Genomic DNA, 14,678 nt, shown 5'->3' on the forward strand with positions numbered 1-14,678 from the left:
GGACTCGACTCGCCTTGGACGATCGGGCTAGCCAACGGCGGGATCAATCCCGCCCTACGCCGTCAACAATATGTGATGCGCCTTGCCCTCGCCCCAGCCCGGCATGAATGGCCCTGTAGGGCGGGACTTGTCCCGCCGCTACCGGCGCAGGCGGGATCAATCCCGCCCTACCGCACGAACTTCTTGTACTTCACCCGCTTGGGCTCCAGCGCATCCGGGCCGAGGCGACGCTTCTTGTCTTCCTCGTAATCCTCGAAATTGCCCTCGAACCACTCCACATGCGCCTCGCCTTCGAAGGCGAGGATATGGGTGCACAGCCGGTCGAGGAAGAAGCGGTCGTGCGAGATGATCACGGCGCAGCCCGCGAAATCCTCCAGCGCGTCTTCCAGCGCGCGCAGGGTCTCCACGTCCAGGTCGTTGGTCGGCTCATCGAGCAGCAGCACGTTGCCGCCCGATTTCAGCAGCTTGGCCATGTGCACCCGGTTGCGTTCCCCGCCCGAAAGCAGGCCGACCTTCTTCTGCTGGTCGCCGCCCTTGAAGTTGAAGGCCGAGCAATAGGCGCGGGAATTCATCGTCGCGTCGCCCAGTTCGATCACCTCGGCCCCGCCCGAGATCTCTTCCCAGACCGTCTTGTCGGCATCCAGCGCATCGCGCGACTGGTCCACGTAGGACAGTTTCACCGTGTCGCCATATTCCAGCGTGCCGTCATCGGGCTGTTCCTGCCCGGTCAGCATGCGGAACAGCGTGGATTTACCCGCCCCGTTCGGGCCGATCACGCCGACGATCCCCCCCGGCGGCAGCGAGAAGCTCAGGTTCTCGATCAACAGCTTGTCGCCATAGCCCTTCTTCAGGTTTTCGACCTCGATCACCTTGGACCCGAGGCGCGGGCCGTTGGGAATGACGATCTGCGCGCGGCTGACCTTCTCGCGCTCGGACTGGCTGGCCAGTTCCTCGTAGGCGTTGATCCGGGCCTTCTGCTTGGCCTGCCGCGCCTTGGCACCGGCGCGGATCCATTCCAGCTCGCGTTCCAGCGTCTTCTGCTTGGACTTGTCCTCGCGCGCTTCCTGCTCCAGCCGCTTGGCCTTCTGCTCCAGCCAGCTGGAATAGTTGCCCTCATAGGGGATGCCGCGGCCGCGGTCCAATTCCAGGATCCAGCCGGTGATGTCATCCAGGAAATAGCGGTCGTGGGTGACGATCAGGCAGGTGCCCTTGTAGTCGATCAGGTGCTGTTGCAGCCAGGCGATGGTTTCCGCGTCCAGGTGGTTGGTCGGTTCGTCCAGAAGCAGCATATCGGGTGCTTCCAGCAGCAGCTTGCACAGCGCGACGCGGCGGCGTTCGCCGCCCGACAGGTGCTCGGGCATCGCGTCGTCGGGCGGGCAGCGCAGGGCCTCCATCGCGACGTCGATCTGGCTGTCGAGGTCCCACAGGTTCTCGCTGTCGATCTGGTCCTGCAGCGACGCCATCTCCTCGGCGGTCTCGTCGCTGTAGTTCATCGCCAGTTCGTTGAACCGGTCCAGCTTGGCCTTCTTCTCGGCCACGCCCAGCATCACGTTCTCGCGCACGGTCAGGCTTTCGTCGAGCTGCGGCTCCTGCGGGAGGTAGCCCACATGCGCGCCCTCGGCGGCCCAGGCCTCGCCGGTGAAATCCTTGTCCCAGCCCGCCATGATGCGCAGCAGCGTGGATTTACCCGCGCCGTTCACGCCCACGACGCCGATCTTCACGCCGGGAAGGAAGCTGAGGCGGATGTTCTCGAAGCATTTCTTGCCACCGGGATAGGTCTTGGAGACGCCATCCATGTGATAGACATATTGATAGCTGGCCATGGAATCCTCTTGCAGGTTTGGGCGGAGTGATAACGGGCGCGCGGGGCAGGGGCAATCGCCCGGAACCGATCACGGCACGGTGCGTTGAGCGTGATCGAAAGGAACCCTGGCGTGGCCGATGACAACACCTTCCCTCTCGCCCGACGTGGCGAGGACCCGCCCGCCCCGCCAATGGATGCGCAGGGGCGGGATCTGCACCATATCCGCGTGTTGCTGACCTTCATCGCCATCCTTGCAGCCGGGGCGGCGACCTATTTCGCGCGCACGCTGCTTTTGCCCATCGTTCTGGCCGTGCTCATCACCCTGACGCTGCGCCCCGCCGCGCGCGCGGCGATGCGCCTTGGCATCCCGTCCATGCTGGCCGGTCCGGCGCTGATCCTTGCGCTCGGCTCCGGGGTCGGCGTGGCGATCTACGCCGCCTCCGGCCCGCTCGGCCAACTGGTCGAGGAAGCCCCCCGCATCGGGCAGGAGTTGCGCTGGAAGCTGCGCGAGCTGACCGCCTCGGTGGCGCAGATGCAGGAAATGGCGCAGGACGTGCAGGACATGGCGCAGGGCGACCAGGGCGGCCCGAGCCAGCCGCAAGAGGTCGTGGTCGAAGGCCCGGGTTTCCTCGGCACGATGGTGTCCAGCCTTGCGGGGGCGGGCACCTCGCTGGCGCTGGCCTTCGTACTGGCGATCTTCATGCTGGGCGCGGGCGACACGCTGGAGGCGCGCATCGCCGCCGCTCTGCCCTCGCGGTCCGACAAGATACGCGCGCGCCGCATCATCTCGGACGTGGAGCACAAGGTGTCGCGCTACCTTGCCGCCATCACGGTGATCAACGCGGGCCTTGGCGCATCGGTCGGCCTGTCGCTCTGGGCGCTGGGCATGCCCTATCCGCTGGTCTGGGGCATCGCGGCCTTCCTGCTCAATTTCCTGCCCTATCTCGGCGCGATCCTCGGCATCGCCGCCGTGGCGGCCGTGGCGCTCGTCACCTTCGACACGGCGGGGCAGGCGCTGCTCTGCCCGCTGGCCTATTTCGTCCTGACCTCGATCGAGGGGCAGTTCGTCACCCCGATGGCACTGGGGCGGCAACTGGCGCTGAACACGCTCGTCGTGCTGCTGACGGTGACGATCTGGGTCTGGCTCTGGGGCGCGGCAGGCGCGTTTCTGGCCGTGCCGATCCTCGTCTTTCTCAAGGTCATCACCGACCACGTGCCCAGCATGACCCGCCTTGGGGTGCTGCTCGAGTCCCGCGGCGCGGAGCGGCAGGGGACCGCCTGACGCGCGCGCTGCCGTTGCCGAAATGCTGCGCTTTGGCGCCCGTCCCGTCGCCTTGCACAATAGCGCTTGGTCGTGTCGCCATCGTCGGGCTATGCAGCGCCCACTCAAATCCAAGGAGTGTCCCATGGACCGGACGTACGCCATTCGAAAGAGCTTCGAGCTCCCGACCCCGTAACCGCGGCGCGCGTATTCCTGTCCGAATCCGAAGGCCGCCACATGACGCGGCCTTTTTTCATTTCCGGATGCCTCCTCACGTGGCGGCTTTCTTCACCAGAGGAAAGCCTGACATGCATAGCTATACACCCATCCTTCGCCTGTCCGCCTTGCGGGCATGGTTCGCGCGGCCCTTCACAGTCGCCCATCGCCCCGCGCGGTGCCGCTGGCCGCAAACCGGAGGCCCGCAAGGCACCGCCGACATGCCCGACGCGCTCAGGCGCGATGTCGGCCTGCCGCCGCGCGCCCATTGCCGGCCCGAACCGCAGGCGCCCCCAGTTCCGTTCGATCCCTTCCGGTTCTTATGACCCGAGGGGCTGAGATTTGACGGGTCACCCCCGCCCCCCGGCGCGTTGCGCGACCGGGCTGGCGGGGGCGTGCCCAACCCGATGAAAGGAGGCCAAGCCATGGCTTTCGATCCCGGCCGCCGCGCGATGCTTGTCGTCGGCGGCACCGTTCTTGCGACCCGCGTGTTGCGCCGCGTCGTGCCCCATTTCGTCGACATGCATCGTGTCGCCAGCGCCTCAGCCGATGACGTCGCCCTGCGCGGCGTTCGGGACGTGGATTACGGCAGGCTTCTCGACGTGCCTGTCGGCGATACCGTGCAACTCGTGAGGGATGTGACGGGTGCGGACACCCCGCCGGACTGGGATGGCCCGGGCGACAAGCGCGCCCGTCCCGGCCCGTAGGGCACATCCGCTTGAAAAGGCCCGGGGCTGCGCCACGCGTGACCCCGGCGCCACCCCTTAGCGCAGGGCGTCGATCAGGCGCTGGTTCATCGCCGGGTCGGTTGTCAACTGGATGCGCTCGGCCTCCAGCCGGGCCGCCATGCGCGGGCCCAGCATCGGGCCCAGTTCCATCCCCACCCGGCTGCCGATATTCGACCCTTGTTGCGTCAGCATCGGCGTCTGCGCCAACAGCGCCTGCCCCGCCGCCGACCGGTAGAAGGCGAGGATCCCCGCCAGTTCCTCGGGCGTGAAGGCGTTCAGGTAGACCGGCACGGTCTCTTCCTGCATGCGCCGGGTGAACTCCGACAGCATCACCTCGGTCAGGATGGCGGTGAAGCGCTGCGGATCGGCCAGGTTGATCCCCTGCGCCCGCAGGTCGTTCTGGATGGCCGAGGCGATGATCGGGCCTTGCGCCGTCATCACCGCGCCGAACAGGTCTTCGGTCATGGTCAGGCCAACGATGGCCTCGGCATCGGCGCGCGGGTCGGCCTGCACCGGAAGGGCAAGGCACAGCGACAGGGCAAGGGCGGAAACGGAACGGCGGATCATGAAAATCTCCAAGGAAAAGGCGGGAAAGATGCGCAGATCATGACGGCCCGCCCGGGCAAGTCAACGTGTGCATAAGCTTTCCCAAGCCGAACAAACCCAGTAAGGGGCGGGCGATGTTGCGCAATGTCATGCCATATGCCGCGCCCGGCCAGGTGATCGGGTTGTTCGGGGGGTCGTTCGATCCGCCCCACGCGGGCCATGCCCATGTCAGCCGCGAGGCGCTCAAGCGTTTCGGCCTCGACCGCGTCTGGTGGCTGGTCAGCCCCGGCAACCCGCTGAAAGCCTCCGGCCCCGCGCCGCTGGATCGTCGCCTTGCCGCCGCCCGCGCCCTCGTGCGGCACCCGCGCATCGAGGTGACGGGGATCGAGGCGCATCTGGGCACCCGCTACACCGCCGAAACGCTGGAACGCCTCGGCGCGCTCTATCCCGGCGTGCGCTTCGTCTGGCTGATGGGGGCCGACAACCTTGCGCAGTTCGACCGCTGGCAACGCTGGCGCTGGATCATGGAGACCACGCCCGTGGGCGTCCTCGCCCGCCCCGGTCAGCGCATCTCGGCGCGCACCGCCAAGGCCGCGCAGGTCTACGATTGGGCGCGCCTGCCCGCCAGCGCGGCGCCTCTTCTGGGCCGGGCAAAGACGCCAGCCTGGTGTTTCCTGAACCTGCCGATGGTCGATATCTCTTCGACCGAGATCCGCGCGCGCGGCGACTGGTAGGCCCTCAGCCCGCGCGCTCGCGCAATCCCAGCGAGGCCAGCCCCGAGACCAGCAGGATCACCAGCCCGGCAAAGGCCAGCGCGTCGGGCCAGACCCCGAAGACCAGCCACCCCAGCGAGGTTGCCGCGATCAACTGCGTGTAGACGAAGGGCGCAAGCCGCGAGGCCGGCGCCATGCGCAACGCGAGGATCAGGCACAGGTTGCCCAGCATCGACCCCAGCGCCGAGGCCAGCGTCAGCCAGCCCACCCGCGCCGTGATCTCGGGTGTTTGCGGCAGGCCCAATGGCGCCAGCACCAGCGCCCCGATCACCAGCTGGCTCATCAGCAGCGCGCGGGGCCGCGCCACCCCCGCCAGCCAGCGCGAGGCAGTCAGAAACGCGCCATAGAAAATCCCCGCCAGCACCGCAAAACCCAGCCCCGGCGTCATGCCAAAGCCCGGTTTCACCACCAGGATGACCCCGAGGAACCCCACGCAGACCAGCCCCAGCCGCGGCAAGGAAAAGCCTTCGCGCAGGAGCCACACGGACAGGAGCCACGACAGGATGGGCCCGACGAAGAACGCGCCGAAGACATTGGCGATCGGCTCGGTCCTCAGCGCCGTCAGGATCGACACGATGCCACCCGCGATGAACAGCGTGCGCAGCCAGATGCGCCAGTCGAGGAAGATCCGCGGCGGCGTGATGTGCAGCACGAAGGGCGCCAGGATCACCGCACCCAACGCGAATCGACTGAACGCCACCCAAAGCGGCGCCACGCCCTCGCCCCCGGTCAAAAGCTTGCCCGCCGTGTCCCCCGCCGGGATCAGCGCCATGGCCAGAAGCATCAGGGGAAGCGCGCGCAGCGTGTCGGACCTCATGGCGCTTGCCTCTATCCTGTTGACGCGGCGTCGGAAACCCGCCTTTCTGCCGGGGATCACCTTTGCGTGGGGTCGCATCCCGGCCTCCGGGCAGGGGCTTGAGACGACTGCGCCGCTCTGGTTAACCTTTCGCGACATTACGGATTTTTTGACCAAATGGTTTCGAGACGCGCGTTTTTAAGCGGGGCAGCAGCCTCCGTCGGCGGAAGCCTTGCCGGCCCCGCATGGGCCAGCGCACCCGAGCGGTCGCTGCGGCCCTTGGTCCGGCCCGATGGGTTCATCGCGCGCACCATCCCCGATGCCGCCGACATCATCGCCCGCGCTGACCTGGGCGGGCGCGTCGGCTTTGCCGTGGCCGACGCGACGACCGGCGAGATGCTCGAGGTTGGCTACCCGCTCTACGGTCTGCCGCCCGCCTCCGTCGCCAAGGCCGTGACGACCGCTTACGCGCTCGACCGGCTCGGCCCCGGCTACCGGTTCCGCACGCGGCTGGTCTCGGACGGGGTGCTGGCCGATGGCCGCCTCGATGGCGACCTGTGGTTGATCGGGTCGGGCGATCCGCTTTTCGACACCGACGCGCTGGCGGGCATGGCGCGGTCGCTGGCCGATTTCGGCGTGCGCGAGGTGACGGGCCAGTTGCGCCTTGCCACAGATGCGCTGCCCACGATCTACCAGATCGACCCCGGCCAGCTGCCCCATGCGGGCTACAACCCGTCGATCTCGTCGATGAACCTCAATTTCAACCGCGTGCATTTCGAATGGACGCGCGAGAACGGCGATTACACGGTCACCATGCAGGCCCGCTCGGCCAGCTATTCGCCCGGCGTGCAGACCTCGCGCATGGTGATCGAGGATCGCGATTTCCCCGTCTACACCTACGAGGATACCGAAACCCGCGATGAATGGACCGTGGCGCGCGGCGCGCTGGGCAATGGCGGCGCGCGCTGGCTGCCGACCCGCCGGCCCGCCGCCTACATGGCCGAGGTGTTCCAGACCATCGCGCGAAGCTACGGCATCGTCCTCGACGGGCCGGCCTTTTCCGAAAGCGCGCCCACGGATGCCGCCGTGCTGGTCGAGCATGTTTCCGAGCCGTTGGAGGATATCCTGCGCGGCATGATGCTGTGGTCCACCAATCTCACCGCCGAGGTCGTGGGCCTTCTGGCGACGCAGGCGGGCGGGGTGCGCCCGGCCACGCTGGCCGAAAGCGGGGCCGAGATGGCCGCCTGGATGGAAGAGCGTCTTGGCGCCCGCAACCCGCATTTCGTCGATCACTCGGGCCTTGGGGTCGACAGCCGCATCCGCCCGCAGGACATGACCCGCGCCTTGGTCAGCGCGGGGCCCAACGGGCTTTTGCGCAACCTGATGAAGGACATCCCGATGCGGGATTCGGCCGGCAACCCCGTGGCCGATCACCCGCTTTCGGTCGTCGCCAAGACCGGCACGCTCAACTTCGTCTCGACGCTGGCCGGCTATGTCCGCCTGCCCACGGGGCGCGACCTCGCCTTTGCGATCTTCTGCGCCGATCTCGACCGGCGCGCGGCCCTGACCGAGGCGCAGATGGAACGCCCGCCAGGCGGGCGCAGCTACAATGGCCGCGCCAAGCGCCTGCAACAGGCCCTGATCGAGCGGTGGGGCGTGGTCCACGCCTGAGCCATCGGGCCTTTACGCGGTCGACCGCGCCTCGACCAGGGCGAGGGGGCGCGCGGGCAGGCGGGCCGTGCTCAGGCCCGCGCCGTCATCGCCGGTGCCGAAAATCGCATCCGCCATCGCGTCGAGGGGCGCACGATCCGCATCCATCTCGACCCCGCAGAACAGGCGCACGCGCTGGTGGTTCGCGATGAACTGCGCGTCGCAGGATTGCGGGCAGCCATCCAGCCGCCCGAACCCGGCCACTTCGAAATCCGGCTTGGTGAAGGGGCGGGCCGTGGCCACGCTCTGCGCCAGTTTCTTGACGAGGCAGGCCGCCTCGGGGCAGGGGCCGCCGATGCGCGGGCACATGGTCGCCTGGTAGGAATGGGTCTCGTCGGACCAGATCATCGCAAATCTCCTTCTCCGGGGCACCCCGCCCGGGCGTTGGGTGAATCGACGATGGCAGGTCTCCTGACTCACGGATCATGGCTTGCCCGACCTTCCCGGGCCGTCTGGCCCAGTGGCATATTCGGGGTCGCAGTCCGCCTACAGTTGCGGGGGCAGTCGCGGATTTGGGGGGCACCCCGCACCGCGTTCCCTTTTCACCCCGTGCGGTGCACGGGGAACCATCGCCCCAATCGGTAGGCCCCCCGGCACATGCCGGTCAAGCGCGGAATGGCGTCAGGTCTCGGAGACGTAGTCGCCCGGCGCGTCGGCCAGCGGCGCGTAGCCCTCGGCGCCCAAGGCGGGCGGCGGCCCCTCGCCACCCGAGTGCTCGGCCAGCCAATTGGCCCAAGCGATCCACCAGCTTCCGGGGGTCGGCTCGTGTTGCTCCAGCCAGGTGTCGGGGTCCATGTAAAGCGCGCCGGGCTCGCGATGGCCCAGCCGGTAGTGCTTGCGCGGATGCCCCGGTTCGCTGACAATCCCGCCATTGTGCCCGCCCTTCACAAGGCAGAAGCGGAAATCGCCATCGGTGAAAAGCTTGGCCTTGTAGACGGACCGCCACGGCGCGATGTGGTCGGTCTCGGTGCCGACGACGAACATCGGCGCCTTGATGTCCTTCAGCGCGATCACCCGCCCCTCGACGGCGTAGCGCCCCGCAGTCAGCCGGTTTTCAAGGAACAGGCCACGCAGGTATTCCGAATGCATCCGCGACGGCATCCGCGTGGTGTCGTTGTTCCACACGCCCAGATCCGACGGCATGTCGGGCCGCCCGAGGAAATAGCGCGCCACCGCGCGGGAATAGATCAGGTCCTCGGCCCGCATCGTGGCGAAGGTGCGCGTCATCTGCGGCCGGTCGAGATAGCCCTGGTCCCACATCAGGTCTTCGATAAAGGCCACCTGCGACTCGTCGGTGAAAAGCAGCAACTCCCCTGCTTCCGCGAAATCCGTCTGCGCCGCCATCAGCGTGATCGAGGCCAGCCGGTCGTCGCCATCCCGCGCCATGGTCGCCGCCGCGATCGCCAACAGCGTGCCGCCAAGGCAATAGCCGTTGGCATGGACCTTGGTGTCGGGAACGATCGCGCTGACCGCGTCCAGCGCCGCCATCACGCCCATCCGCCGGTAGTCGTCGAGGCTCAGCTCCGCCATCTCCGCCGTCGGGTTGCGCCACGAGATCATGAAAACGGTAAAGCCCTGCTCGACGAGGTAGCGCACCATCGAGTTATGGGCCGACAGGTCGAGGATGTAGTATTTCATGATCCACGCGGGCACGATCAGCACCGGCTCGGATTTCACCGTCTCGGTCTCGGGCGCGTACTGGATCAGCTCGCAGATCTCGTTGCGCATCACCACCTTGCCCGGCGTCGCGGCCAGGTCCTCGCCCACGCGGTAGCCCTCGGGCTGGTCGGGGTGTTCCTGCGTCAGCGTGTGCATCAGGTCCTCGAAGAAATGCTCGGACCCTTCGACGATGTTGCGCCCGTTCTGTTTCAGCGTCTCTTCCATGATCTGCGGGTTCAGCCACGGGAAATTCGAGGGCGAGAACAGGTCCAGCGTCTGGCGCGCGATGAATTGCGCGCGGTCGGCATTGTCGGGCCGCAGACCGCGGATATGGCCCGTCGCCATGTCCCACCAATCCTGGGTGGCCAGAAAGCTTTGCTGCCACAGCGCGTAGGGCAGTTTCTCCCACGAGGGATGCATGAAGCGGTGGTCATAGGCCTTGGGCTTGAACGGGGCGGGCGCAGGCCCGTCCTCGGTCAGGGCGCGCAGGGCATAGGCGCCCAGCTTGAGGGCGTTGTCGCGCGCATGTTCGGCCAGCGCCAGTTGCCGCCCCGGGGCGCGGCTCAGATGCACCGCCCAGTCCGTCCAGCTTTCCAGCAGCGCATAGGGCGACACGCCCCCGGTCATCCGCGCCAGGGCCGCGCGGGTGGCGCGATCCAGTGCTTCGTAGCTTTGCGGCGCGGCGGGTTTGGCGCGCTTGGGCTGCGCGGGAATAACGGCGGGCAGGTCTGCGGATTTCGGCGGCACCTTTACCGCGTCTGGCTTGGTCGTCTGGGGCATGGCGGCGATCCGGGGCAGGGGCGGGACACTCTCAGGTTGTGCCATCACTCTCGGGCACGCCTTGATGCACGTCAATCGCCGCGGCGCAGCATCTTGCGCAGGCCAGGGCCCGGGCGTAGGCTCGCCCTGACCAGTGGACACCGGCCATGACGCCCAAGATCCTCACGACCCTCAAAAGCTACGACCGCCCGACATTCCTGGCCGATCTCGGCGCAGGGGTGACCGTCGCCATGGTCGCCCTGCCGCTCAGCATGGCCATCGCCATCGCTTCGGGTGCGGGGCCCGCGCAGGGGCTGGTCACCGCCATCGTCGCGGGCTTCCTGATCTCGCTTCTGGGCGGCAGCCGGGTGCAGATTGGCGGCCCGACCGGGGCTTTCATCGTCGTCGTGGCCGATGTCATCGCCGAGCACGGCTATGACGGGCTGGTGCTGGCGACCTTCATGGCCGGGGGGATCCTGCTTCTGGCCGGGGCGCTTCGCGCCGGGCGGCTGATCCGGCTGGTGCCCGAGGCGGTGATCAACGGCTTCACCATCGGCATCGCCGTCATCATCGCCTCCAGCCAGATCAAGGACCTGTTCGGCCTGTCATTGGCCGAGGTGCCCGCCGCCTTCCTCGAAAAACTGCCCGCGCTCTGGGCCGTGCGCGATACGCTCAGCCCCGCCACGCTTGCCATCGGGCTGGTCACCATGGCCGCCATCGTGATCCTGCGCCGGGCCTTTCCGCGTTTTCCGGGCCTGATCCTCGCCGTTGGTGCGACCTCGGCCATCGTGGCGCTAGCGGGCCTCCCGGTCGAGACCATCGCCGCGCGCTTCGGCGATCTGCCGCGCAGCCTGCCGATGCCGGGCCTGCCCGATCTCTCGCCCGCGCGGCTGGCCGAGCTTCTGCCCTCAGCGGTGATCATCGCCTTCCTCGCGGGGATCGAGTCGCTGCTCTCCGCCATGGTGGCCGACCGGATGATCGGCGGACAGCACCGCCCCAATGCCGAGCTTCTGGCCCAGGGCGCGGCCAATCTCGGCTCGGCGCTGTTCGGTGGCCTGCCCGCCACCGGCGCCATCGCCCGCACCGCCACCAACGTGCGCGCAGGCGGCAAGACGCCCGTCGCCGGGCTGGTCCATGCGCTGACGATCCTGTTGGTGATGCTGCTGGCCGCGCCCCTTGCCGGTTACCTCGCCATGCCCGCGCTGGCGGCGCTTCTGCTGCTGACCGCGTGGAACATGAGCGAACCACATCGCTGGCGCGGATACCTCAAGGATCGCCGCTCGGATCAGATCCTGCTGGCGATGACCTTCCTTCTGACCGTGCTGGCAAATCTGACAGTCGCCATCGGCGTTGGCGTCGCCGTGGGCCTTGCCCTGCGGCTTGCCCGCCGCGACGTGCCCGAGGCCGAGTGGACCCCGCCCAAGCACTAGCGCCCATGCGTCGCGCCCGCGCCGCTTACAGGGTCGTGTGCCGCGCCCGCGATCCGCGCTCGATGGCGGCGGCGGCCAGCCGGTCGATATTCATCGCGTGGCGCATCTCTTCGAGGAAGCGCAGCTCGATCTGGTCCAGCCTCCCGTCGGCGGCGGCGACGTCGCAGGCCAGCGCATAGGCCGTCTCGTGCAGCTTGTCGGGCAGCACGTCCGACACCATCCCGAACAGCGCGTCCAGACCGTCCTCCTCTTCGAACAGTTCGAAGACGAAACTCGCCATCTCGCGCATCCGGTCGAGGTCGTATTGCCCGAACACCGGCAGGTTGTTCACGATGCCCTGGATCTTGACCAGTTCCGAGGTCTGGATCGCCTCGTCGGAAACCGAGACGGCCACCATGATCGCGACCAGCGCGTCCTCGGGCGACAGGGGGGTGCGGTCGGTCATCGGTCTCTCCTTGAATTCGGCTTTCGCGGTATTTATTGACGCTGCCTTGACCTCGCAATAGGTGCGGGGCCGCAGGGGCATGGACGCCCCCGACCTGATCATTGGGATGAAAGACGATGACCGATCTGCGTGACGCCGCGATGACCTCCAAGGCCTGGCCCTTCGAAGAGGCGCGCGCGGTGCTGAAACGCTATGAAAAACAGCCGCCTGAAAAGGGCTACGTGCTGTTCGAGACCGGTTATGGCCCCTCGGGTCTGCCGCATATCGGCACTTTCGGCGAGGTTCTGCGCACCACGATGATCCGCCGCGCCTTCGAGGTGATCTCGGACATTCCGACGCGGCTGATCTGTTTCTCCGACGACCTCGACGGGATGCGCAAGGTGCCCGGCAACGTCCCCAACCAGGACATGCTGCGCGAACACCTGCAAAAGCCGCTGACCAGCGTGCCCGACCCGTTTGGCGAGTTCGACAGTTTCGGCGACCACAACAACGCCATGCTGCGCCGCTTCCTCGACACCTTCGGGTTCGAGTACGAGTTCTATTCCGCGACCGAGTTCTACCGCACCGGCCAGTTCGACGAGGTGCTGAAACGCGCCGCCGAACGCTATGATGACATCATGAAGGTGATGCTGAAATCGCTGCGCGAGGAACGCCGCCAGACCTACTCGATCTTCCTGCCGATCCACCCCGAAACGGGCCGTGTCCTCTACGTCCCGATGAAAGAGGTGAACGCGACCGACCACACCATCACCTTCGATGACGAGGACGGGCGCGAATGGACCCTGCCGGTCACCGGCGGCAACGTGAAACTCCAGTGGAAGCCCGATTTCGGTGCGCGCTGGGCCGCGCTCGGCGTCGATTTCGAGATGTATGGCAAGGACCATTCCACCAACACGCCGATCTACGACTCGATCTGCGAAATCCTCGGCCATCCCGCGCCCGAGCATTTCACCTACGAGCTGTTCCTGGACGAGACCGGGCAGAAGATTTCCAAGTCCTCCGGCAACGGCATCTCCATCGATGAATGGCTGACCTATGCCTCGACCGAGAGCCTGAGTTACTTCATGTTCCTCAAGCCGAAAACGGCCAAGCGGCTCTATTTCGACGTGATCCCCAAGGCGGTGGACGAATACCATCAGCAACTGCGCGCCTATGCCAAGCAGGACACCGCGCAGCGTCTGGCCAACCCCGTCTATCACATCCACGGCCACAACGTGCCCGAGTCGACGATGGTCGTACCCTTCGCGATGCTTCTGAACCTCGTGTCCGTCTCCGGGGCCGAGGAAAAGGACAAGCTCTGGGGCTTCATCCGCCGCTATGCGCCCGATGCCTCGCCCGAACATAACCCCGACCTCGACCAGGCCGCAGGCTTCGCGATCCGCTACTACAACGATTTCGTCAAACCGACGCGCTCCTTCCGCCTGCCCACCGATCAGGAACGCGCCGCGATGGAGGAGCTGTCCGCCTGCCTTGGCGATGCGGACAAGGCGCTCGACGTCATCGCCCGCAAGAACGCGCAGGAAGGCAAGGACGTGGCGCTTCCGGCCGTCGATTGGCATGACGACGAGTTCCTGCAATCTATCGTCTTCGCCATCGGCAAGACCCACGGGTTCGACCCGCTGCGCAGCTGGTTCTCGGCGCTTTACGAGGTGCTTCTGGGCGCGTCGCAGGGGCCGCGCTTCGGCGGCTTCATCGCGCTTTACGGCATCGACGAGACCAAGGCGCTGATCGCCGACGGTCTGGCGGGCAAGCTGGCCGCCTGAGCCATGGCGGCGGAGGGCACATATCCGCCGCTCTTCACGCTCAAGCCCGTCGACGCGGAGATCTGGATCGTCGACGGCCCCGAGATCGATTTCTACCGGATGGACTTCCCCACGCGGATGACCGTCGTGCGGCTGTCCTCCGGCGATCTCTGGCTGCATTCGCCTATCGCCTTTGACGTCGATCTTCTGGCAGAACTTCAGGCGCTCGGTCCCATCCGTCACCTGATCGCACCCAACTGGATTCACTACGCCTATATCCAGGATTGGGCCGATGCGCTGCCCGCCGCCGAAACCTGGGTCGCCCCGGGCGTGCGCGAGCGCGCCAGCGATCGGGGCGTCCGCCTGCGCGCCGATCACCTGCTGACCAATGACGCCCCGCCCGCATGGTCCGGCGATCTCGACCAAATGATCGTCCCCGGCTCGCATATCCACCGCGAGGCGGTGTTCTTTCATAAGAACTCCCGCAGCCTGATCCTCACCGACCTGATCGAGAATTTCGAACCGTCTAAACTGCCCTGGCACATGCGCCTCTTCACCAAGGTCGCGGGCAACCAGGACCCCGACGGCGCCATGCCGCGCGACATGCGGATGGTCTTCGACAAGCCCAAGCTGCGCCGCGCCATCCGTCGCATGATCGCGTGGGCGCCACAGCGCATCCTGCTGGCCCATGGCCGCTGGTATCGCGAAAACGCCGTGGCCGAGTTGAAACGCGCCTTCCGCTTCCTCGATCCCTGATCGCGTGAAACCTTTCGCCCGCGCGCTACGTGTCCCCTGACAGGACAAACGAC

13 protein-coding genes and 1 riboswitch are annotated in these 14,678 nt (G+C 67.0%); of the genes, 7 read left to right on the plus strand and 6 right to left on the minus strand.

The window, feature by feature from the left end:
• Positions 1 to 167: 167 nt before the first annotated feature.
• Positions 168 to 1,823, minus strand: coding sequence for an energy-dependent translational throttle protein EttA (gene ettA / locus KUV65_RS15485; RefSeq protein WP_222191626.1), 1,656 nt, complete (start codon positions 1,821 to 1,823; stop codon positions 168 to 170).
• Positions 1,824 to 1,934: 111 nt separating this feature from the next.
• On the opposite strand from ettA, the gene KUV65_RS15490 reads away from it, so the two are divergent.
• Together KUV65_RS15490 and KUV65_RS15495 are read left to right on the plus strand one after the other, a co-directional pair.
• Positions 1,935 to 3,086: an AI-2E family transporter gene (locus tag KUV65_RS15490; RefSeq protein ID WP_222191627.1), complete on the plus strand. Its 1,152-nt coding sequence runs from the start codon at positions 1,935 to 1,937 to the stop codon at positions 3,084 to 3,086.
• A 620-nt stretch (positions 3,087 to 3,706) separates the two neighbouring features.
• Complete coding sequence (locus tag KUV65_RS15495; RefSeq protein WP_222191628.1) at positions 3,707 to 3,988, plus strand: hypothetical protein; 282 nt, start codon at positions 3,707 to 3,709, stop codon at positions 3,986 to 3,988.
• A gap of 57 nt (positions 3,989 to 4,045) precedes the next feature.
• On the opposite strand, the gene KUV65_RS15500 is transcribed toward KUV65_RS15495, so the two are convergent.
• A complete protein-coding gene (locus KUV65_RS15500; protein WP_222191629.1) occupies positions 4,046 to 4,576 on the minus strand; it encodes a DUF2059 domain-containing protein in 531 nt (176 codons plus the stop codon).
• Between the two features lie 113 nt (positions 4,577 to 4,689).
• Between KUV65_RS15500 and KUV65_RS15505 the strand changes: the two genes are divergently transcribed.
• Entirely contained in the window at positions 4,690 to 5,289 is a 600-nt protein-coding gene (locus KUV65_RS15505) for a nicotinate-nucleotide adenylyltransferase (protein WP_222191630.1), read from the plus strand.
• A gap of 4 nt (positions 5,290 to 5,293) precedes the next feature.
• Here the strand turns inward: KUV65_RS15505 and KUV65_RS15510 are convergent, their stop codons facing one another.
• The gene (locus KUV65_RS15510) at positions 5,294 to 6,145 is read right to left on the minus strand and encodes a DMT family transporter (RefSeq protein WP_222191631.1); all 852 of its coding nucleotides are present in this window, start codon (positions 6,143 to 6,145) and stop codon (positions 5,294 to 5,296) included.
• Between the two features lie 156 nt (positions 6,146 to 6,301).
• On the opposite strand from KUV65_RS15510, the gene dacB reads away from it, so the two are divergent.
• On the plus strand, positions 6,302 to 7,795 hold the full coding sequence (gene dacB / locus KUV65_RS15515; RefSeq protein WP_222191632.1) for a D-alanyl-D-alanine carboxypeptidase/D-alanyl-D-alanine endopeptidase: 1,494 nt from the start codon (positions 6,302 to 6,304) through the stop codon (positions 7,793 to 7,795).
• A 12-nt stretch (positions 7,796 to 7,807) separates the two neighbouring features.
• Here dacB and KUV65_RS15520 read toward each other — a convergent pair whose 3' ends face one another.
• Entirely contained in the window at positions 7,808 to 8,182 is a 375-nt protein-coding gene (locus KUV65_RS15520) for a hypothetical protein (protein WP_222191633.1), read from the minus strand.
• A 36-nt stretch (positions 8,183 to 8,218) separates the two neighbouring features.
• Positions 8,219 to 8,420: riboswitch (cobalamin riboswitch) on the minus strand.
• A gap of 35 nt (positions 8,421 to 8,455) precedes the next feature.
• On the minus strand, positions 8,456 to 10,318 hold the full coding sequence (locus KUV65_RS15525; RefSeq protein ID WP_222191634.1) for a PHA/PHB synthase family protein: 1,863 nt from the start codon (positions 10,316 to 10,318) through the stop codon (positions 8,456 to 8,458).
• A gap of 101 nt (positions 10,319 to 10,419) precedes the next feature.
• On the opposite strand from KUV65_RS15525, the gene KUV65_RS15530 reads away from it, so the two are divergent.
• On the plus strand, positions 10,420 to 11,682 hold the full coding sequence (locus KUV65_RS15530) for a SulP family inorganic anion transporter (RefSeq protein WP_222191635.1): 1,263 nt from the start codon (positions 10,420 to 10,422) through the stop codon (positions 11,680 to 11,682).
• A gap of 25 nt (positions 11,683 to 11,707) precedes the next feature.
• Here KUV65_RS15530 and KUV65_RS15535 read toward each other — a convergent pair whose 3' ends face one another.
• A complete protein-coding gene (locus KUV65_RS15535; RefSeq protein ID WP_222191636.1) occupies positions 11,708 to 12,127 on the minus strand; it encodes a tellurite resistance TerB family protein in 420 nt (139 codons plus the stop codon).
• A gap of 116 nt (positions 12,128 to 12,243) precedes the next feature.
• Here KUV65_RS15535 and KUV65_RS15540 point away from each other — a divergent pair, with 116 nt between their 5' ends.
• Positions 12,244 to 13,890, plus strand: a complete 1,647-nt coding sequence (locus KUV65_RS15540) for a lysine--tRNA ligase (RefSeq protein ID WP_222191637.1) — start codon at positions 12,244 to 12,246, stop codon at positions 13,888 to 13,890.
• Positions 13,891 to 13,893: 3 nt separating this feature from the next.
• Complete coding sequence (locus KUV65_RS15545; RefSeq protein WP_222191638.1) at positions 13,894 to 14,625, plus strand: DUF4336 domain-containing protein; 732 nt, start codon at positions 13,894 to 13,896, stop codon at positions 14,623 to 14,625.
• The last annotated feature ends 53 nt before the right edge of the window (positions 14,626 to 14,678 follow it).

Source organism: Maritalea mobilis (assembly GCF_019800885.1).
Taxonomy (GTDB): domain Bacteria; phylum Pseudomonadota; class Alphaproteobacteria; order Rhodobacterales; family Rhodobacteraceae; genus Roseibacterium; species Roseibacterium beibuensis.